Here is an 18,950-nt window from a genome sequence, read left to right on the forward strand (position 1 = left end):
AGTGACCGAAGCGGCTGCTGCCACTTCCGAGACGGCCGCCGGCACCACGCAGGCTGAGCCCACTCGCGACCAGCGGGACGGCCGCCGCGGCGGACGTGACCGCAACCAGGGCGGCCGCGACCGCAACTCGCGCGACCGCGGCGACAACCAGTTCCTGGAGCGCGTCGTCACCATCAACCGCGTCTCGAAGGTCGTGAAGGGTGGTCGTCGCTTCAGCTTCACCGCTCTCGTGGTCGTCGGCGACGGCAACGGTCTGGTGGGCGTCGGCTACGGCAAGGCCCGTGAGGTCCCCCTGGCGATCTCGAAGGGTGTCGAAGAGGCCAAGCGCAACTTCTTCCGCGTCCCGCGCGTCGGCAGCACCATCCCGCACCCCGTGCAGGGTGAGTCGGCCGCCGGTGTGGTGCTCCTGCGCCCCGCCGCCGCCGGTACCGGTGTCATCGCCGGTGGTCCGGTCCGCGCCGTGCTCGAGTGCGCCGGCATCCACGACGTGCTGTCCAAGTCGCTCGGCTCGTCGAACACGATCAACATCGTGCACGCGACGGTCACCGCCCTGAAGGAGCTCGAGGAGCCCCGCGCCGTCGCCGCACGTCGTGGTCTCGAGTTCGACCAGGTCGCCCCGGCCCGGCTCGTCCGCGCCGAGGCCGAGGCCATCGCCGCACAGAAGGTAGGTGCCTGATGGCCGCGCGACTCAAGGTCACGCAGATCAAGTCCAAGGTGAGCGAGAAGCAGAACCAGCGCGACACGCTGCGCAGCCTCGGTCTCAAGCGGATCGGTGACACCACCGTCCGCCCCGACGACGCGCAGACGCGCGGCTACGTCAAGACCGTCGCCCACCTCGTCAAGGTTGAGGAGATCGACTAATGGCTGAGAAGAACGAGGCCGTCGAGGCCGAGAAGGCCACGAAGAAGGCGGCGGCTCCCAAGGCCGACGCCGCCAAGAAGCCCGCCGCGAAGAAGGCACCGGCCAAGACCGCTGCCGCCGACGCGAAGGCCGACGGCTCCGCCAAGGCTGCGCCGAAGAAGGACGCCCCGGCGTCCCGCCCCGGCGTGCTGAAGGTCCACCACCTGCGTCCGGTCCCGGGTGCCAACACCGCGAAGACCCGTGTCGGTCGCGGTGAGGGCTCGAAGGGCAAGACGGCCGGTCGCGGCACGAAGGGCACCAAGGCCCGCAACACCGTGCGCGTCGGCTTCGAGGGTGGCCAGATGCCGCTGCACATGCGCACGCCGAAGCTGCGCGGCTTCAAGAACCCGTTCCGCGTCGAGTACCAGGTCGTGAACCTGGAGAAGCTCGCGGAGCTCTACCCCCAGGGTGGCGACGTCACCGTGAGCGACCTGGTCGCCAAGGGTGCGGTTCGCAAGAACGAGAAGGTCAAGGTTCTCGGCAACGGCGACATCGCCGTGAAGCTCACCGTCGCGGTCGACAAGGTCTCGGGTTCCGCCGAGCAGAAGATCGTGGCTGCGGGCGGATCCGTCAAGTAACCACTGCGGAAGAGGGGTCGGAGATTCTCCGGCCCCTCTTCTGGTTCGGTGGGGGAGAAGCCGACCGCCCGCATTCCCCGGACCTCGGAGTGGGTTACCCTGGTGTTTCAGCCGCCCCTCGGGGGTCCGGCCACCTTTTCAGGAGGAACGTTCTTGTTTAGCGCCATCGCGCGGATCTTCCGCACGCCCGACCTGCGTCGGAAGATCGGTTTCACTCTCGCGATCATCGCGATCTACCGTCTCGGCTCGAACGTCCCCGCGCCGTTCGTCAACTTCCCGAACGTGGAGCAGTGTCTCGCGGCCAATGCCGGCACCGAGGGTCTGCTCGGACTCGTCAACCTCTTCTCCGGCGGCGCTCTGCTGCAGCTGTCGATCTTCGCGCTCGGTGTCATGCCGTACATCACGGCGACGATCATCACGCAGCTCCTGCGCGTCGTCATCCCGCACTTCGAGGCGCTGCACAAGGAGGGCCAGGCCGGACAGGCCAAGCTCACCCAGTACACGCGGTACCTCACGATCGCGCTCGCGCTCCTGCAGTCGACGACCCTCGTCACCGTCGCCCGCACCGGTCAGCTCTTCGGAACGACCGACATCGGCGCGTGCACCCAGCTCCTCACGAACGACGTCTGGTGGGCGCAGGTGCTCATCATCATGGCGATGACGGCTGGCACCGGTCTGATCATGTGGTTCGCCGAGCTCGTCACCGAGCGCGGCATCGGCAACGGCATGTCGCTGCTGATCTTCACCTCCATCGCCGCGACGTTCCCCGGTGCGATGTCGATCATCTGGCAGACCCGCGGCTTCGAGGTGTTCCTCCTCGTGCTCCTCGTCGGCATCATCGTGATGGGTCTCGTCGTCTTCGTCGAGCAGTCCCAGCGGCGCATCCCCGTGCAGTACGCGAAGCGCATGGTGGGACGCCGGACGTACGGCGGCACCAACACGTACATCCCGATCAAGGTCAACATGGCGGGTGTGATCCCGGTCATCTTCGCCTCGTCGCTGCTGTACATCCCCGCGCTCATCGCCCAGTTCAACACCCCGCAGGACGGCTCGACGCCGCCCGCCTGGGTCAGCTGGATCAGCGCGAACTTCACCACCGGCAACAGCCCGATCTACATGGCGGCGTACTTCCTGCTGATCATCGGGTTCACCTACTTCTACGTCGCGATCACGTTCAACCCCGTCGAGGTCGCCGACAACATGAAGAAGTACGGCGGCTTCATCCCCGGGATCCGGGCCGGCCGTCCGACCGCGGAGTACCTGGACTACGTGCTCACCCGCATCACGCTCCCCGGTTCCCTCTACCTGGGCCTGATCGCCCTCATCCCGTTGATCGCCCTCGCCACGGTCGGCGCCAACCAGAACTTCCCGTTCGGTGGCGCGTCGATCCTCATCATCGTCGGCGTGGGTCTCGAGACGGTCAAGCAGATCGACGCCCAGCTGCAGCAGCGACACTACGAAGGACTTCTCCGATGACAGCATCCGCACGTCTTCTCATCGTCGGTCCGCAGGGTTCCGGCAAGGGCACGCAGGGTGTGCGCATCGCCGAGTCCTACGGCATCCCCGTCGTCTCGACCGGCGACATCTTCCGCGCGAACATCAAGGAGGGGACGGCGCTCGGCCAGCAGGTCACCGCGATCCTCGACAAGGGCGACCTCGTGCCGGACGAGCTGACGAGCGAGATCGTGCGCGACCGGCTGAGCCAGGACGACGCGCAGAACGGCTTCCTCCTCGACGGCTACCCCCGCAACACCGCGCAGGTGTCGCACCTTGACGCGTTCCTCGAAGGACGCGGCGAGGCGCTGGACGCCGTGATCCTCCTCGACGTCCCCCGTGAGGAGAGCATCGCCCGCCTCGCCCTTCGCGCCGCCGAGCAGGGCCGTTCCGACGACACCGACGAGGCCATCGCGCACCGACTCGACATCTACGAGAAGGAGACGGCGCCGATCATCGAGGTTTACAGCAGCCGCGGCATCGTCGACCGCATCGACGGCGTGGGCTCCCTCGAGGAGATCACGGAGCGCATCGCCGCCGCCCTGGCCGCTCGCGGACTGCGCTCCGCCGCCTCCGCCGCCTGAGATGTTCCGCCGCTCGATCTACAAGACCCCGGCTCAGCTCCGAGCCCTGGTCGAGCCCGGCCTCATCACCGCCGAGGCCCTCGACGCCGTCCGCGCCCTCATCAAGCCCGGAGTGAAGACGATCGAGCTCGATGCCGCCGCCAACCGCGCGATCGTGCAGCGGGGAGCGGAGTCGAACTTCCAGCTCGTCAAGGGCTACCACCACACGATCTGCGTCTCGGTCAACGAGCAGGTCGTGCACGGCATCCCGGGGGAGCGCGTGCTCCAGCCGGGCGACATCGTCTCGGTGGACTGCGGCGCCCAGTTCGACGGCTGGAACGGTGACAGCGCGATCACGGTCGTCGTCCCCGATCCCGAGCGCCCGGAGCTCGTCGCCCGCCGCGAGGAGCTCTCCCGCGTGACCGAGGGGTCGATGTGGGCGGGCATCGCCGCGATGGCGACGGCATCCTCGATCGACGAGATCGGCGCCGCCATCCAGGACTACATCGAGGCGCAGGGGCCGTCTGCCGTGAGCGGCGAGCCCTACGGGATCCTCCGCGAGTACGTCGGCCACGGCATCGGGCGGAAGATGCACGAGGCGCCCAGCGTCTTCAACTACCGGACACCCGACCGCGGCGCGGACGTGAAGCCCGGGCTCGTGCTCGCCATCGAGCCCATGGTGACCGCCGGCGGCGAGGCGACCTTCGTGGAGGACGACGACTGGACCGTCACGACGGTCGACGGCACTGACGGCTCACATTGGGAACATAGCGTCGCCCTGCATGATGGGGGCATCTGGGTGCTCACCGCGCCCGATGGTGGAAGAGCCGGACTCGCCCCGTTCGGGGTCGAGCCTCGAGAGATCGGAAAGTAATGGCAGCGGCGAAGAGCAACACCAACTGGTTCGCGATCGGCGTCTCCATCGCCGTCGTCGTGGTCCTGGTGGCCCTCGGCGGACTCGTGGTGTTCCTCAACAACCAGGCGACCTCTCCCGGCGCCACCCCGACCGCGAGCGACAACTTCGACGCCGACGCTGGCTCCATCTCCATGGGTGACGGCGACACCACGGTGTCGGTCTTCCTCGACTTCCAGTGCCCGGTCTGCAAGTCCTTCGAGGACCAGTTCGGCGCCGCCCTCGAGGCCAAGGCGCAGAGCGGCGAGATCACCCTCGAGCAGCACCCCATCGCGATCCTGGACCGCTTCTCGCAGGGCACCGAGTTCTCCTCCCGTTCGGCCGGTGCCGCGTTCTGCGTCGCCGAGTCCGACTCCGACCTCTACTTCGACTACGCGAAGGTCCTGTTCGAGAACCAGCCGGCGGAGAACAGCCCCGGCCTCACGAACGAGCAGCTCGCCGAGTTCGCCACCCAGGTCGGCGCGGGCGACGATGTGGTGTCCTGCATCACGGACGAGACGTACCGCAAGTTCGGTGCCGCGCAGGCGAAGGCCAACGACATCCAGGGCACCCCGACCGTCGAGATCGACGGCGAGCGGCTCGACCTCCAGAACCAGGACGACATGAAGCGGTTCACCGACCTGCTCGGCTGACACGCACTGACCCCTCGACGCCCCGTCCGGCCAAGTTGCCGGATGGGGCGTCGTCGGATAACATAGATCTTTGGTGCCTTGTGCCATGCGTTCGGCGTGTCCGATCCGGCCCGGTACCGCACATCACCCACCCACCGCAGATCGACCGGTCTGCAGAAGCGTCAGCGAGGCTATGGCTAAGAAAGACGGTGTCATCGAGATCGAGGGCGTCGTGTCGGAGGCTCTGCCCAACGCGATGTTCCGCGTTGAGCTCAGCAATGGACACAAGGTTCTGGCGACGATCTCCGGAAAGATGCGGCAGAACTACATCCGCATCATCCCCGAGGACCGCGTGGTCGTGGAGCTCAGCCCCTACGACCTGACCCGCGGCCGCATCGTCTACCGCTACCGCTGATCGGTCGAGAAGTAACACCCCAGGCTCCACGCCTGCCCGGTGAAGACAGCGAACAGGAAACATCATGAAGGTCAACCCCAGCGTCAAGCCGATCTGCGATCACTGCAAGGTGATCCGCCGCCACGGCCGCGTGATGGTGATCTGCAAGAGCAACCCGCGTCACAAGCAGCGCCAGGGCTGAGTGCCCCGCTGCGTGGGCGCCGCTCTCGCAATCTCATAACTCAATACGACACGGCAGGATCAGAACCCGCGGAAGCGGGGGACACCTCGGGGCGGAGGCCCGGGCACCGATCCTGCTCCACACCTCCACAACACCCAGGAGAACCGCATGGCACGTCTTGCCGGCGTTGACATCCCGCGCGACAAGCGCGTGGTGATCGCCCTTACCTACATCTACGGCGTCGGCCGTACCCGCTCGGTCGAGATCCTCAAGGCGACCGACATCGACGAGAGCATCCGCGTGAAGGACCTCAGCGACGACCAGCTCGTCGCCCTCCGCGACTACATCGAAGGCAACTACAAGGTGGAGGGTGACCTGCGCCGCGAGGTGGCCGCAGACATCCGCCGCAAGGTCGAGATCGGCTCCTACGAGGGCCTCCGCCACCGTCGTGGCCTCCCGGTCCGCGGTCAGCGCACCAAGACCAACGCCCGTACCCGCAAGGGCCCGAAGCGCACCGTCGCCGGCAAGAAGAAGGCCCGCTAAGCAGCGGCCAGGGACTAGGAGAACACTTTCATGGCTGCACCCAAGGCCGCCGCGCGCAAGCCGCGCCGCAAGGAGAAGAAGAACATCGCGCTGGGCCAGGCCCACATCAAGTCGACGTTCAACAACACCATCGTTTCGATCACCGACCCGTCCGGCGCTGTCATCAGCTGGGCGTCGTCGGGTGGCGTGGGCTTCAAGGGCTCCCGCAAGTCGACCCCGTACGCCGCAGGCATGGCCGCCGAGTCGGCCGCCCGCCAGGCGCAGGAGCACGGCGTGAAGAAGGTCGACGTCTTCGTGAAGGGTCCGGGCTCCGGCCGCGAGACCGCGATCCGCTCGCTGCAGGCCGCCGGCCTCGAGGTGGGTTCGATCCAGGACGTCACCCCGCAGGCGCACAACGGCTGCCGTCCGCCGAAGCGTCGCCGCGTCTGATGCGTGTGCCGAGCCGCTCGTCCTTCGGGCGAGCGGCTCGGCGCCCCGCGTGGGGCATCGACTTCCACAACTCAAGACCTCACCCCACCACATGTCATATAGCGGGCATGTGATCGAAAGGAACACAGAGTGCTTATTGCACAGCGTCCCACACTGACCGAGGAAAAGATCGTCGAGAACCGGAGCCGGTTCATCATCGAGCCTCTGGAGCCCGGCTTCGGCTACACGATCGGCAACGCGCTGCGTCGCAGCCTGCTGTCGTCGATCCCCGGCGCCGCTGTCACCAGCGTCCGCATCGACGGTGTGCTGCACGAGTTCAGCACGATCCCCGGCGTGAAGGAGGATGTCACCGAGATCATCCTCAACATCAAGCAGCTGGTCGTCTCCAGCGAGCGCGACGAGCCCATCACCGCGTACCTCCGCAAGACCGGTGCCGGTGAAGTGACCGCCGCCGACATCTCGGCTCCGGCCGGTGTCGAGGTGCACAACCCCGAGCTCGTCATCGCGACGCTCAACGACACCGCCAAGTTCGAGCTCGAGCTCACCATCGAGCGCGGCCGTGGCTACGTCTCCGCGACGCAGAACCGCAACGAGTACGCCGAGGCCGGTCAGATCCCGATCGACTCGATCTACTCGCCCGTGCTGAAGGTCAGCTACCGCGTCGACGCCACCCGTGCCGGTGAGCGCACCGACTTCGACAAGCTCATCCTCGACGTCGAGACCAAGTCGGCGATCAGCCCCCGCGACGCCGTCGCCTCGGCTGCCAAGACGCTCACCGAGCTGTTCGGTCTCGCCCGCGAGCTGAACGTCGAGGCCGAGGGCATCGAGATCGGCCCGGCGCCGGTGGAGGCTGTGAACTCCAGCGAGCTGTCGATGCCGATCGAGGACCTCGACCTGTCGGTCCGCTCGTACAACTGCCTGAAGCGTGAGGGCATCAACACCGTTTCTGAGCTCGTCGCCCTGTCGGAGACGCAGCTCATGAACATCCGCAATTTCGGCCAGAAGTCGGTCGGCGAGGTGCGCGACAAGCTCATCTCGCTCGGTCTGTCGCTCAAGGATTCGGTGCCCGGTTTCGACGGCGCCCACTTCTACGGCGGCAGCGAAGACGAGTCCTTCTGATACCCGACCCTTTCTGACCAGGAGTTAGACGATTATGCCCAAGCCCACCAAGGGTCCCCGCCTCGGAGGCGGCCCCGCCCACGAGCGCCTGCTGCTTGCCAACCTCGCCGCTGCGCTGTACACCCACAAGTCGATCAAGACGACCGAGACGAAGGCCAAGCGCCTGCGTCCGCTCGCCGAGCGCCTCATCACCTTCGCCAAGCGCGGAGACCTCCACGCCCGCCGTCGCGTGCTGTCGGTCATCGGTGACAAGGAAGTCGTGCACGTCCTGTTCAACGAGATCGCTCCGCTCGTCGCGGACCGCGAGGGTGGCTACACGCGCATCACCAAGGTCGGCAACCGCAAGGGCGACAACGCCCCCATGGCCGTGATCGAGCTCGTTCTCGAGCCCGTCACCCCGAAGGCGAAGTCGACCAAGAAGGCCGCTGCGGCCCCGAAGGACGAGAAGCCGGCTGCCGAGGAGGCTCCCGCCGAGGAGACCGTCGAGGCCCCCGCGGACGAGACCCCTGCCGAGGACACGGCTGCCGAGGCCGGCGCCGAGTCGCAGGCCGAGGGCGAGGCCGCTGAGGCCGCCGCCGAGGACGCTGTCGAGAAGAAGTCCGAGTAAGGATCTCTCTCTACGAAGCCCGCCGCCCCTCCGGGGTGGCGGGCTTCGTCGTTCAGCGGGGGTCGGTGATCCGGTAGCGTGCCCCGGGACGCCCCTTGGTGGAGTAGTCCAGAGACCGCACCGCCTGGCCCGTGGCGGCGAGGTGCTCGAGATAGCGGCGCGCACTGACGCGGGAGATGGCGAGATCCTCTCCGATCTCGGTCGCGGAGGCGTCCGGTCGGGCGGCGAGGGCGGCGTAGACCCGCTCCAGCGTCTCGGCGCTCAGCCCCTTCGGCAGCCCGTACCGCTCCCGGAAGGCGATGATCGCATCGGCGGCCTCGACCCGACGCACGACATCGTGCAGCTCGGTGTGGTCGCGCAGCAGCAGCGTCGCCCCCACATCGGCGGACCCGCTCCCCGAGGCCGTGCTCCGCGCGACCAGCACATGCGAGCCGACGATGACGGGGCGTCCCGCAGCCTCGCCCTCACGGAGCACAATGGCGAGCTCGTCGCCGAGGACGTCATCCGCGGGAGCGCCGTCGAGATCGGCGGCATCGCGACCGAGGAACCGCGCCGCCGCGTCGTTGACCAGGGTGATCCGCCCGGCGCCGTCCACGGTGACCACGCCCTCGCTCAACCCGTGCAGGGTCGTCTCCTGGTTCTTGACCAGCGCCGCGATCTGGTGCGGCTCGAGCCGGTAGATGCGGCGCCGGATGAACGACGTCACCCACGCGGCGCCGAAGACCCCCAGAACCGCCGCGGCGAGCATGGCGGAGATGAGTCCGACGAGGTTGCTGGTGAACTCCTCGTTCAGCTCAGACTCCAGGATGCCGACGGAGGCGGTGCCGATGACCGTGCCGTCCTCGTCGCGGATGGGCACCTTCACGCGCCACGAGGTCCCGAGCGTCCCGGTCTGGGTGCCCACGAAGATGTCGCCGCCCAGCGGGATCGACGGGTCGGTGGACACCCGCTCGCCGATGCGGTCGGTGTTCGGATGCGAGTACCGGATGCCCTCGTCGTTGGCGACCACCACGTAGGCGAGATCGGAGGCCTCGCGGATGACCTCGGCGACCGGCTGGATGGCGGCGGCCGGGTCCTCGTCGTCGAACGCGTCGAGGACGACGGGAAGAGCGGCGACGGATTGGGCGACCGCCTGCATGCGGTCCTTGTAGGCCTCGCGGAGCGCGTTCTCCTGGAACGCCCCGGCGGCGATGCCGGTGGCGAGGGTCACCAGGAACACGATCAGCGCCTGCAGCGCGAGCAGCTGCACACGGAGCGTCATCTTCGAGGCCACGGGTCCATTCTCCCGGGTGGGTGGACGGGCCGCGAGCCGCCGGCGGAGGTGTTCACGACCAATAGTTACGGAACGCGACCAATGGTTTCCGAAGCTTGAGCGGGCGCATCCGCGCCTCGACAGTGGACGGATTGCACCCGAACGCTCAAGGAGGAGCGCCATGAATCACGCCCGCATCGGGACCCTCGCCGCGGCCGTCGCCGCGACCGCCCTGGTCCTCACCTCGTGCTCGACCGCGGACGGCGGAACCGCCGGCTCCGACGGCGGAGACGAGGCGGTCGCCATCACCGACGTGAACATCGTCGTCCCCGCCGACCCGGGCGGCGGCTGGGACCAGACCGGTCGTGCCCTCTCCCAGCTGCTCACCCAGGAGGACATCGTCGGCTCGGCGCCGGTCACCAACGTCGGCGGGGCCGGGGGAACGGTCGGCCTCGCGCAGCTCGCCAATGAGAAGGACCCGGCGACCCTCATGGTCATGGGCCTCGTGATGGTCGGTGCGGTGGAGACCAACGCCTCGGCCGTGCGCATCGAGGACATGACCCCGATCGCCCGCCTCACCGACGAGCCCCTCGTCGTGGTGGTCCCCGCGGACTCCGAGTACGACACCCTGGAGGACCTCGTCGAGGACGTCGTGGACAAGGGCCAGGAGGTCACGATCACCGGCGGCTCCGCCGGGGGAGCCGACCACATCCTCGCCGGACTGCTGCTCGAGGAGGCGGGGCTCGACGGCGCGGAGATCGCCGAGAAGCTGAACTACACGCCCAACTCGGGCGGCGGCGAGGCCACGTCGCTGATCCTGGGCGGCAAGGTGTCGGCAGGCATCTCCGGCGTCGGCGAGTTCCTGCAGCACATCGAAGCCGGCACCATGAAGGCTCTCGCCGTCTCGTCGGAGGAGCCGGTCACGCAGCTGCCGGACGTCGATACGATCACCGACTCCGGATACGACGTCGTGCTCACCAACTGGCGCGGCGTGATCGCGCCGGGCGGCATCAGCGACGCCGAGCGCTCGGAGCTCGAGCGCATCGTCACCGAGTTGGAGGCGTCCGAAGCCTGGAAGGACGAGCTGGAGACGCGGGGCTGGGCGGATGCCTTCCTCACGGGTGCCGAGTTCGACGAGTTCCTCGACGGCAACATCACCGAGGTCACCACGACGCTGCAGAACATCGGGCTGGTCGGCTGACATGACGACCGGGTCTTCCGGACCCGGCGAGGAGGTGCGGACCGACGCCCGTCGGTCCGCACGCCTCGTCGCGTCCCTGCCGCGGGGGGAGCTCGTCTTCGCCCTGCTCATGGTGGCGCTCGGCGTGTTCGCGTTCGCCGGTGTGTTCACCATCCATGTGCCCGCGGGTGGCCAGGTCGGCCCGACGGTCTTCCCGCTGTTCGTCTCGGTGCTGCTGCTCGGCTCCTCTCTCGCCGTCGTGGTGAGCATCCTCCGCGGGCACCGCGGTGTGCCGGAGGAGGGGGAGGACGTCGATCAGAGCCTGCCGACCGACTGGCTCACCCTCGTGAAGATCGTGGCGCTCGTGGTCGCTCATCTGCTCCTCATCGAGCCGCTCGGCTGGGCCCCGGCAGCGGCGCTGCTGTTCGGCGGCGTCGCGTGGGCGCTCGGCGCGCGGCGGTGGTGGATGGCGCTCCTCATCGGCGCGGTCATCGCGCTGGTCGTGCAGGTCGTGTTCGGCGGTCTGCTCGGGCTCTCGCTCCCGTGGGGACCGGCGCTCGGCTGGCTGGGAAGGATGTTCTGATGGACAGCTGGAGTCTGCTCCTCGAGGGGTTCGCGACCGCGCTGCAGCCCCAGTACCTCGTGTTCGCCTTCTTCGGCGTGCTGATCGGCACGGCCGTGGGCGTCCTGCCCGGAATCGGGCCGGCGATGACCGTCGCCCTGCTCCTTCCGCTCACCTACACGCTCGAGCCGGCCGCGGCGCTCATCACGTTCGCGGGCATCTACTACGGCGGCATGTACGGCGGGTCGACCACGAGCATCCTGCTGAACACCCCGGGGGAGTCGTCGTCGATCGTGACGGCGATCGAGGGCAACAAGATGGCCAAGCTCGGGCGGGGTGCAGCGGCGCTGGCCACCGCGGCGCTCGGGTCGTTCGTTGCCGGAACCCTCGCCACTGTGGGCCTGACGCTGCTCGCCCCGGTACTCGCGCAGTTCGCCGTGAACCTCGGGCCCGCCGACTACGTCGCGCTCATCGTCGTGGCCTTCGTCACGGTCGGCGCGCTCATGGGGTCCTCCGTGCCGCGCGGCCTGCTGTCGCTCGGCGTCGGCCTGTTCCTCGGCCTGGTCGGCACCGACTGGCTCTCGGGGCAGCAGCGGTACACGCTCGGCCTGCTGCCGCTGGCGGACGGCATCGACGTGGTGCTCGTGGCGGTCGGGCTCTTCGCCGTCGGCGAGACTCTGTACGTCGCGGCCCGGCTGCGGCACGGCGCGATCGACGTGATCCCCGTGTCGCGCGGGTGGCGCAGCTGGATGACGAAGGACGACTGGCGCCGCTCGTGGAAGCCCTGGCTCCGCGGCACCGCCATCGGCTTCCCCATCGGCACGATCCCGGCCGGTGGCGCCGACGTGGCGACCTTCCTGTCCTACGCCACCGAGCGCAAGCTCTCGCGGCGCAAGGACGAGTTCGGCCGCGGGGCCATCGAAGGCGTCGCGGGCCCGGAGTCGGCGAACAACGCCGCGGCCGCGGGCGTGCTCGTGCCGCTGCTGACGCTGGGCCTTCCGACGACGGCGACCGCCGCGATCATCCTCACGGCGTTCCAGACGTACGGTCTGCAGCCCGGACCGCAGCTGTTCACCGGACAGGCAGACCTCGTGTGGGCACTGGTGGCGAGCCTCTACATCGGCAACGTGATCCTGCTCGTGCTGAACCTGCCGCTGGTGGGCATGTGGGCGAAGCTCCTGCAGATCCCGCGGCCGTATCTATACGCGGGCATCCTCCTGTTCGCCGCCTTCGGGGCGTACGCGCTGAACTTCGCGGTCGTCGACATCCTGATCCTGCTCATCATCGGCGTCCTCGGCTACTTCCTGCGGCGGTACGGCTTCCCCGTCGCGCCGCTGGTGGTGGGCATGATCCTCGGGCCGATGGGGGAGGAGCAGCTGCGGCGCGCGCTGCAGCTCAGCCAGGGCGACCTGACGACGCTCATCGCGCAGCCGTTCTCCGCGGTCGCCTACGTCATCCTCGCGCTGCTCATCGCCGGCGGTCTGTGGCTGCGGCGTCGGCAGCGCCGGTACGAGCAGGCGCTCACGGAGTCCATCGCGGTGCCCGTCAAAGCGGACTCGGAGGTCTGAGCCCGCACGATTCGAGGAGGGGAGAGGCCGGGAGTAGGCTGATCCGGTGAGCGATGCGACGGTCCTGAAGCGCGGACCCCGCGCCTACGCCACGTTCATCGGCATCGGCCTCCTCGCCGGCCTCCTCTCCGGTCTCTTCGGCGTCGGCGGCGGCACGGTGATCGTCCCGCTGCTGGTGCTCCTGCTCGCGTTCGACCAGCGGCTCGCGGCCGGGACCTCGCTGGCGGCGATCGTCCCGACGGCGACCGTCGGCGTCATCTCCTACGCCGCATCGGGCTCCGTCGCCTGGATCCCGGCGCTGATCCTCGCGGCCGGGGCCGTGGTCGGAGCGCAGATCGGCACCCGCCTGCTCCCGCGGATCTCGCAGACCGCCCTCCGCTGGGGCTTCGTCGGCTTCCTCGTCGTCGTGATCGTGAGCCTCTTCCTCGTGATCCCCTCGCGCGACGCCGTCTTCGAGCTCACCTGGCTCACCGGGATCGCCCTGGTGGTCGTGGGAATCGGAACGGGCATCCTGGCCGGGCTCATCGGCGTGGGCGGCGGTGTCATCGTCGTCCCGGTGCTCATGCTCGCGTTCGGCACCAGCGACCTCGTCGCGAAGGGCACCTCGCTGCTCATGATGATCCCGACCGCGCTCTCCGGCACGGTCGGCAACCTCCGCAACCGCAACGTCGATCTCCTCGCCGCGCTGCTCATCGGCGTCTCGGCGTGCACCACGACGGCCCTCGGCGCCTGGCTGGCGACCATCGTCGACCCGACCGTCGGCAACCTCCTCTTCGCCGCGTATCTCGTCGTGATCGCGGTGCAGATGGCCTTCAAGGCCGTCCGCGGGCGCCGGCGCGGCTGACGCCGCGGCCGCCGTTCCTGCGGCGCGGGCCGACCGCTGAAGCGCGCCGGACCCGTCCCTTTCCCTGACTCCCGCGAACGATTTTCGCCGCGCCCCTTTACAGGCGGTGCTGCGCTCGCTATCGTGAGTCATCACATGACGTCATATAACGAGTCATGATGTTTGATCGAAGGTCATCAGAAGGGACCATCTTGTCTGCCACCGCTCTGTTCGTCGACTCCGCCGCTATCGAGAACCAGCTCGCTGCGGCCCGCCAGGCGATCGCGACCCGAGACACCATCTCGCGCGTCGTGCTCACCGCCTGCGGCGGCTCCTTTGCCGTCATGCAGCCCATCGAGTACCTGTTCGGCACCAAGGCGGTGTCGCTCGAGGCGACCGCACTCAATGCTGCCGAGTTCACCAGCCGCGCCTCGTCGCGCGTCGACGCCGACACCCTCGTCGTGCTCTGCTCGCACTCCGGCACCACGCCGGAGACGGTCGCCGCGGCGAAGCACGCACGTGAGCGCGGTGCGCTCACGGTCGCCTTCACGTTCGACCCGACGTCGCCGCTCGCCGAGGCATCGGAGCACGTGGTGGCGTATCAGCACGGCGAGGGGAAGAGCGAGGCCCACGTCGGCCCCGCGCTGCTGCTGCGCTTGGCGGCCGGCATCCTGGACGACCGTGAACAGGCCGGCATCGCCGGTGCGGTCGACGAGGCCGTCGCCCAGCTGCCGACCCTCGTGCCGGCAGCGCGCGAAGCGCACTCCGCAGCCGCCGATGCCTGGGGATACCGCCACCGTCGCGAGCCCCTCATCTACACGATGGCGGCAGGCTCCAACTACGGCTCCGCGTACTCGTTCGCCATCTGCCTGCTGCAGGAGATGCAGTGGGTGCACTCCGCCGCCATCCACGCCGGCGAGTACTTCCACGGCCCCTTCGAGATCACCGAGGAGGATGTGCCGTTCATCGCGCTGCTCGGACTCGATGAGACTCGGTCCGTCGAGCAGCGCGCGGTGGACTTCGTCACGAAGCACTCGGATCGGGTGCTCGTCCTCGACGCCCAGGAGTTCGGCCTCGATGTCGTCGCTCCGGAGGTGCGCGGCATCGTCGCCCACCTCCTCTTCAACGTCGTGCTCCGCGCGTACGCGGATGCACTCGCCGACCACCGAGGACACCCCCTCAGCGTGCGCCGCTACATGTGGCGCATGGAGTACTAGGAACGAAAGGATCGCAACGATGCGAACATCAGCCCGGATCGGCGTGGCGGCTGCGGCCGCCGCCGCCCTCGTCCTGCCCCTGGCCTCGTGCGCCGGCGGCGAGAGCGAGGCCTCGGACGGCCAGGTGGAGATCAGCTTCTTCCACCGCTGGCCCAACGAGCCGAAGAACTCGTACTACACCGACATGGTGGCGGAGTTCGAGAAGGAGAACCCCGACATCAATGTCTCCGTCGAGAGCGTGCTCAACGACGCCTACAAGGACAAGGTGAAGGTCGTCGCGGGCTCCGCCAACGCTCCGGACGTCCTGTTCACCTGGAGTGGCTCGTTCGTGGACGAGCTCGTCTCCAACGACGCCCTGCTCGATCTCGGGCCGTGGCTCGAGGAGGACACGGAGTTCCGGGACAGCTTCTACCCGAGCCAGTTGGAAGCCTTCGAGGTCGACGGCACCTCCTACGGTCTGCCGGTGGGGATGCAGTCGAAGCTGTTCTTCTACAACAAAGACGTGTTCGAGGAGCTGGGCCTCGAGCCGCCGGCGACGTGGGACGAGTTCATCGACGTCCTGGAGACGATCCAGGACGCCGGCATGACCCCGATCGAGTACGGCGCGCAGGAGCAGTGGACGATCGCGCACTACGTCGGCACGCTGAATCAGCGTGTCGTCGATCCGGAGGTGTTCGCAGCGGATCAGGATCCGGCGACCGGCGCGTTCACGGACGAGGGGTATGTCCGGGCGCTGGAGCGCTTCCAGGAACTCGCCGAGTACATGAACGACGACCTCACGGCCGTCGGGCATGAGATCGCGCGTAACGCCTGGATCGCGGGGGAGGCGCCGATCATGTACATGCAGAGCGCCGAGGTGGGGTACTTCGGCGACGCGCAGTTCGAGTACGGCACGTTCAACTTCCCTGCGGTCGAGGGGGGCAAGGGCGATCCGGCGGAGCTGACCGGAGCTCCGGAGGGCTTCGCGATCTCGAAGACCACGAAGCACCCCGAGGAGGCGCAGCGGTTCCTCGAGTTCCTGCTCAGCAAGCAGAGCGGCATCGCCTATGCGGAGCGCGCGGGCGAGCTGAGCCCGGTCAAGGGTGCGGTCGAGGAGGCGGACGTGCCCGAGATCTCACGGGAGCTCGCCCAGGGGATCGTCGACGCCTCGGCGATGACGACCTGGCTCGACAACGCCTACGATCCGCAGATCGTGCAGGCGTACCTGTCCGAGACTCAGCTGATGCTCAGCGGCCAGCAGACCCCCGAGGGAGTCATGGCCGCCGTGCAGGAAGCCGCGAAGCGCGTGCGCGACGCCTCCTGATCCGCACCGGGGCCGCCGGCATCCTCGGCCGGCGGCCCCTCCCACCTTTCGGAAGAGACACCGTGATGAGAACACGCTCTCGAGCCTGGTCGAACCTGCTCTACGTGCTTCCCGCGATCATCCTGATCGGGGTGTTCGTGTACTACCCGCTGGTCGCCAATGCGGCCTTCGGCTTCTTCTCCTTCAGCGCCGGCAGCGGCGAGATGCGCTTCGTCGGCCTCGACAACTTCGCGCGGCTCTTCGGTGATCCGATCATCGCGACGGCCCTGGGCAACAACATCCTGTACGCGATCGTCTCGATCGTGTGCCAGGTGGGTGGTGCCCTCGTGATCGCCGCCTGGCTGACCCGGCTGCTCGGTCCGCGCATGGGCGCATTCCTGCGCAGCGTGTACTTCCTGCCCGCCGTGATCTCGATGACCGTGATCGCGCTGCTGTTCACGTTCGTGTACAACGCCCGCGGCGGACTCCTCAACGCTCTGCTGGAGGCGATCGGACTCGGCAGCCTGCAGACGGCGTGGCTCGCCGATGTCGACACGGCGATGGTAGCGGTCATCGGCGTCTCCCAGTGGCAGAGCATCGGCTACGTCTGCATGCTCTACGTCGTCGCACTGCAGCAGATCCCGGAGGAGTACTACGAAGCCGCGTCGCTGGACGGCGCCGGACGGGTTCGCCAGTTCTTCAGCATCACCGTCCCGCAGGCCAAGGAGATGATCTTCGTCGCGATGATCCTCACCGTCTCCGGCGCTTTCACGGTGTTCAACGAGCCTTACATCCTGACCAAGGGCGGTCCGGGAAACACCACCCAGGTCCTCGCGACCTATATGTACAACCAGGGTTTCTTCCAGAACGAGATGGGCTACGCCTCGGCCATCGCGAGCCTGATCTTCGTGATCACGCTCGTGCTGTCCGTCGTGCAGATGGTCTCGTTCCGAAGCGGGAGGCAATGACATGAGCAGTACCCGGCTTCGTCCGGCGGAGCGTATCCGCCGTGCTCCGGTCCAGGTGATCCTGGCCGTCTACGCCGTCGTGATCGCCTACCCCCTGCTCTGGATGGTGATCTCTTCGTTCAAGTCCTCATCCGAGATCTTCGCCGATCCGTGGGGGCTGCCGTCGGTCTGGCTCGTCCAGAACTATGCCGCCGCCTGGGATCGCGGGATCTCCGACTACTTCCTCAACTCCGTCATCGTCACGGTCATCTCCACCGCCGCGACCGTCGCATTCGCGGCACTGTGCGCCTACGGCATGGTGAGGCTGTCGAGCCGCGTGGCGAACGTCGTGTTGATCGTGGCGATGGGCGGGCTGGTGGTGGCACCGCAGGTGAGCCTCATCCCGCTCTACCGCCTTCTCGACACGATGGGACTGCTGAACACGTACTGGGCGATGATCCTCCCTTATGTGGCGTTCCGTCTGCCGATGGCGATCCTGCTCATCCGTTCGGTCTTCCTCGGCATCCCCCGCGAGCTCGAGGACGCCGCGACCATCGATGGCTGCCGCTCGTTCGGCGTCTTCCGGCACGTCTACCTGCCGCTGAGCGCGTCCGTGCTGACGACCGCCGCCGTCCTCACCGGTTACTTCGCCTGGAATGAGTTCCTCTTCGCGATCGTCTACATCGACGCTGATGCGCTCCGCACCATCCCCGCGGGACTCATGTCGTTCCGCGACTCCCTCTCCACGGAGTGGGGTGTGCTCCTGGCAGGATTGACCATCGCGGCCCTGCCCATCGTGGTGGTGTTCCTCGCGCTGCAGCGGTACTTCGTCGCCGGCGTCGCGGCGGGGAGTGTGAAGGGATGACGATGGATACGGATCAGCTCCGGGATGCGCTCGCCGCGGTCCCACCGCCCTCGCTGGTCGGCGTCGGGGACAACGTGCTCGACTGCTATCTGCATGAGGACCTGGCCTACCCCGGGGGCAACGCCCTGAACGTCGCCGCGTACAGCCGGCTCTTCTTCGGCGGCACAGCCGGATTCGTCGGGATCATGGGAGACGACCGTTTCGCGGACCACGTGCGGGGCGTCCTCGACGAGGTCGGAGTGGACGGCGCCCGCATCAGACGCGTGCGCGGCGCGAACGGCATGGCTTTCGTCGCGTTGGACGAGGACGGCGACCGGCGCTTCGTCGCCTCGAACCGCGGGGGAGTCCAGGCCGAGCTGCGGCTGCGTCTGAGCGAGGCCGATCACGAGTACCTCTCCGGCTTCGACCGCGTGCACACCTCGGTCTACTCGTCGTTGGAGCCGGAGCTTCCGGCCATCGCGGAACGGGGGAGCCGCGTGTCGTACGACTATTCCGACGACGCGTCGCCGGATGTGATCCGGGCGACAGCTCCGCACGTCGACGTGGGGTTCTTCTCCGGCGGCCACCGCAGTGATTCCGAGATCGACGCCCTCGGCCGCTTCGCCGTGGCCTGCGGTATGGGGTCGGCCGTGGTGACGCGGGGTGCCCGCGGCTCTGTCGGCTTCGACGCCACTTCCGTGCGGCGTACCGGTATCCGCGAGGTCGACGCCGTCGATGCGCTCGGCGCCGGGGACGCCTTCCTCACCGGGTTCCTCGCGGCGCGGGCGGGCGGGGCCGATCTCGCCGAAAGCCTCGATATCGCCGCTGTCAGCGGAGCGCTCGCCTGCACGTTGCGCGGGGCGTTCGGATACCCTGTGCATGCGGGGGACGACGCACGCGCGCAGATGCTGCGACGATACCCGGCGCCGTAGAGGAGGACTCC

The 18,950-nt window shown here is 68.1% G+C and carries 23 protein-coding genes; 22 read left to right on the top strand and 1 reads right to left on the bottom strand.

Annotation, left to right across the window (positions count from 1 at the left end; genetic code table 11):
• Nucleotide 1: 1 nt before the first annotated feature.
• From rpsE to rplQ, 13 genes are all read left to right on the top strand, one after another.
• Nucleotides 2-676 (top strand): 30S ribosomal protein S5, encoded by a 675-nt coding sequence (rpsE, locus tag D8M34_RS04710; RefSeq protein ID WP_200838869.1) that lies wholly within the window; start codon nucleotides 2-4, stop codon nucleotides 674-676.
• Nucleotides 676-861, top strand: a complete 186-nt coding sequence (gene rpmD / locus D8M34_RS04715; RefSeq protein ID WP_017201575.1) for a 50S ribosomal protein L30 — start codon at nucleotides 676-678, stop codon at nucleotides 859-861. The genes rpsE and rpmD overlap by 1 nt, the downstream gene beginning before the upstream one ends.
• Nucleotides 861-1,478: a 50S ribosomal protein L15 gene (gene rplO, locus D8M34_RS04720; protein ID WP_082758410.1), complete on the top strand. Its 618-nt coding sequence runs from the start codon at nucleotides 861-863 to the stop codon at nucleotides 1,476-1,478. The genes rpmD and rplO overlap by 1 nt, the downstream gene beginning before the upstream one ends.
• Before the next feature lie 153 nt (nucleotides 1,479-1,631).
• Nucleotides 1,632-2,954: a preprotein translocase subunit SecY gene (gene secY / locus D8M34_RS04725; protein WP_025102391.1), complete on the top strand. Its 1,323-nt coding sequence runs from the start codon at nucleotides 1,632-1,634 to the stop codon at nucleotides 2,952-2,954.
• Entirely contained in the window at nucleotides 2,951-3,556 is a 606-nt protein-coding gene (locus D8M34_RS04730) for an adenylate kinase (RefSeq protein WP_062765215.1), read from the top strand. The genes secY and D8M34_RS04730 overlap by 4 nt, the downstream gene beginning before the upstream one ends.
• A gap of 1 nt (nucleotide 3,557) precedes the next feature.
• Complete coding sequence (gene map / locus D8M34_RS04735; protein ID WP_085606378.1) at nucleotides 3,558-4,409, top strand: type I methionyl aminopeptidase; 852 nt, start codon at nucleotides 3,558-3,560, stop codon at nucleotides 4,407-4,409.
• Complete coding sequence (locus tag D8M34_RS04740; RefSeq protein ID WP_126893296.1) at nucleotides 4,409-5,080, top strand: DsbA family protein; 672 nt, start codon at nucleotides 4,409-4,411, stop codon at nucleotides 5,078-5,080. The genes map and D8M34_RS04740 overlap by 1 nt, the downstream gene beginning before the upstream one ends.
• Before the next feature lie 172 nt (nucleotides 5,081-5,252).
• On the top strand, nucleotides 5,253-5,474 hold the full coding sequence (gene infA / locus D8M34_RS04745; RefSeq protein WP_018171468.1) for a translation initiation factor IF-1: 222 nt from the start codon (nucleotides 5,253-5,255) through the stop codon (nucleotides 5,472-5,474).
• Nucleotides 5,475-5,538: 64 nt separating this feature from the next.
• Entirely contained in the window at nucleotides 5,539-5,655 is a 117-nt protein-coding gene (rpmJ, locus tag D8M34_RS04750) for a 50S ribosomal protein L36 (protein ID WP_005050492.1), read from the top strand.
• Between the two features lie 147 nt (nucleotides 5,656-5,802).
• Nucleotides 5,803-6,177, top strand: a complete 375-nt coding sequence (rpsM, locus tag D8M34_RS04755) for a 30S ribosomal protein S13 (protein WP_062632862.1) — start codon at nucleotides 5,803-5,805, stop codon at nucleotides 6,175-6,177.
• A 30-nt stretch (nucleotides 6,178-6,207) separates the two neighbouring features.
• Entirely contained in the window at nucleotides 6,208-6,606 is a 399-nt protein-coding gene (gene rpsK, locus D8M34_RS04760) for a 30S ribosomal protein S11 (RefSeq protein WP_045249905.1), read from the top strand.
• Nucleotides 6,607-6,735: 129 nt separating this feature from the next.
• The gene (locus D8M34_RS04765; protein ID WP_126893297.1) at nucleotides 6,736-7,725 is read left to right on the top strand and encodes a DNA-directed RNA polymerase subunit alpha; all 990 of its coding nucleotides are present in this window, start codon (nucleotides 6,736-6,738) and stop codon (nucleotides 7,723-7,725) included.
• Between the two features lie 34 nt (nucleotides 7,726-7,759).
• Nucleotides 7,760-8,332, top strand: coding sequence for a 50S ribosomal protein L17 (gene rplQ / locus D8M34_RS04770; RefSeq protein ID WP_062632861.1), 573 nt, complete (start codon nucleotides 7,760-7,762; stop codon nucleotides 8,330-8,332).
• Between the two features lie 52 nt (nucleotides 8,333-8,384).
• On the opposite strand, the gene D8M34_RS04775 is transcribed toward rplQ, so the two are convergent.
• The gene (locus D8M34_RS04775; protein ID WP_126893298.1) at nucleotides 8,385-9,605 is read right to left on the bottom strand and encodes a PAS domain-containing protein; all 1,221 of its coding nucleotides are present in this window, start codon (nucleotides 9,603-9,605) and stop codon (nucleotides 8,385-8,387) included.
• Nucleotides 9,606-9,765: 160 nt separating this feature from the next.
• Between D8M34_RS04775 and D8M34_RS04780 the strand changes: the two genes are divergently transcribed.
• From D8M34_RS04780 to D8M34_RS04820, 9 genes are all read left to right on the top strand, one after another.
• On the top strand, nucleotides 9,766-10,785 hold the full coding sequence (locus D8M34_RS04780; RefSeq protein WP_062765201.1) for a Bug family tripartite tricarboxylate transporter substrate binding protein: 1,020 nt from the start codon (nucleotides 9,766-9,768) through the stop codon (nucleotides 10,783-10,785).
• Between the two features lies 1 nt (nucleotide 10,786).
• Complete coding sequence (locus D8M34_RS04785; protein ID WP_126893299.1) at nucleotides 10,787-11,347, top strand: tripartite tricarboxylate transporter TctB family protein; 561 nt, start codon at nucleotides 10,787-10,789, stop codon at nucleotides 11,345-11,347.
• Nucleotides 11,347-12,894, top strand: a complete 1,548-nt coding sequence (locus tag D8M34_RS04790) for a tripartite tricarboxylate transporter permease (protein WP_126893300.1) — start codon at nucleotides 11,347-11,349, stop codon at nucleotides 12,892-12,894. Before D8M34_RS04785 ends, D8M34_RS04790 begins: the two co-directional genes overlap by 1 nt.
• A gap of 46 nt (nucleotides 12,895-12,940) precedes the next feature.
• Nucleotides 12,941-13,738 (top strand): sulfite exporter TauE/SafE family protein, encoded by a 798-nt coding sequence (locus tag D8M34_RS04795; protein ID WP_126893301.1) that lies wholly within the window; start codon nucleotides 12,941-12,943, stop codon nucleotides 13,736-13,738.
• Between the two features lie 191 nt (nucleotides 13,739-13,929).
• On the top strand, nucleotides 13,930-14,934 hold the full coding sequence (locus D8M34_RS04800) for an SIS domain-containing protein (protein WP_062765192.1): 1,005 nt from the start codon (nucleotides 13,930-13,932) through the stop codon (nucleotides 14,932-14,934).
• Between the two features lie 19 nt (nucleotides 14,935-14,953).
• On the top strand, nucleotides 14,954-16,237 hold the full coding sequence (locus D8M34_RS04805) for an ABC transporter substrate-binding protein (protein ID WP_161973035.1): 1,284 nt from the start codon (nucleotides 14,954-14,956) through the stop codon (nucleotides 16,235-16,237).
• 65 nt (nucleotides 16,238-16,302) lie between these two features.
• Nucleotides 16,303-17,184, top strand: a complete 882-nt coding sequence (locus tag D8M34_RS04810) for a carbohydrate ABC transporter permease (protein ID WP_085606364.1) — start codon at nucleotides 16,303-16,305, stop codon at nucleotides 17,182-17,184.
• A 1-nt stretch (nucleotide 17,185) separates the two neighbouring features.
• Entirely contained in the window at nucleotides 17,186-18,028 is an 843-nt protein-coding gene (locus D8M34_RS04815; protein WP_126893303.1) for a carbohydrate ABC transporter permease, read from the top strand.
• Complete coding sequence (locus D8M34_RS04820) at nucleotides 18,025-18,939, top strand: PfkB family carbohydrate kinase (protein WP_082758402.1); 915 nt, start codon at nucleotides 18,025-18,027, stop codon at nucleotides 18,937-18,939. The genes D8M34_RS04815 and D8M34_RS04820 overlap by 4 nt, the downstream gene beginning before the upstream one ends.
• Nucleotides 18,940-18,950 lie beyond the last annotated feature (11 nt).

Origin of the sequence: Microbacterium sp. HSID17254, from assembly GCF_003989315.1 — a bacterium.
GTDB lineage: Bacteria > Actinomycetota > Actinomycetes > Actinomycetales > Microbacteriaceae > Microbacterium.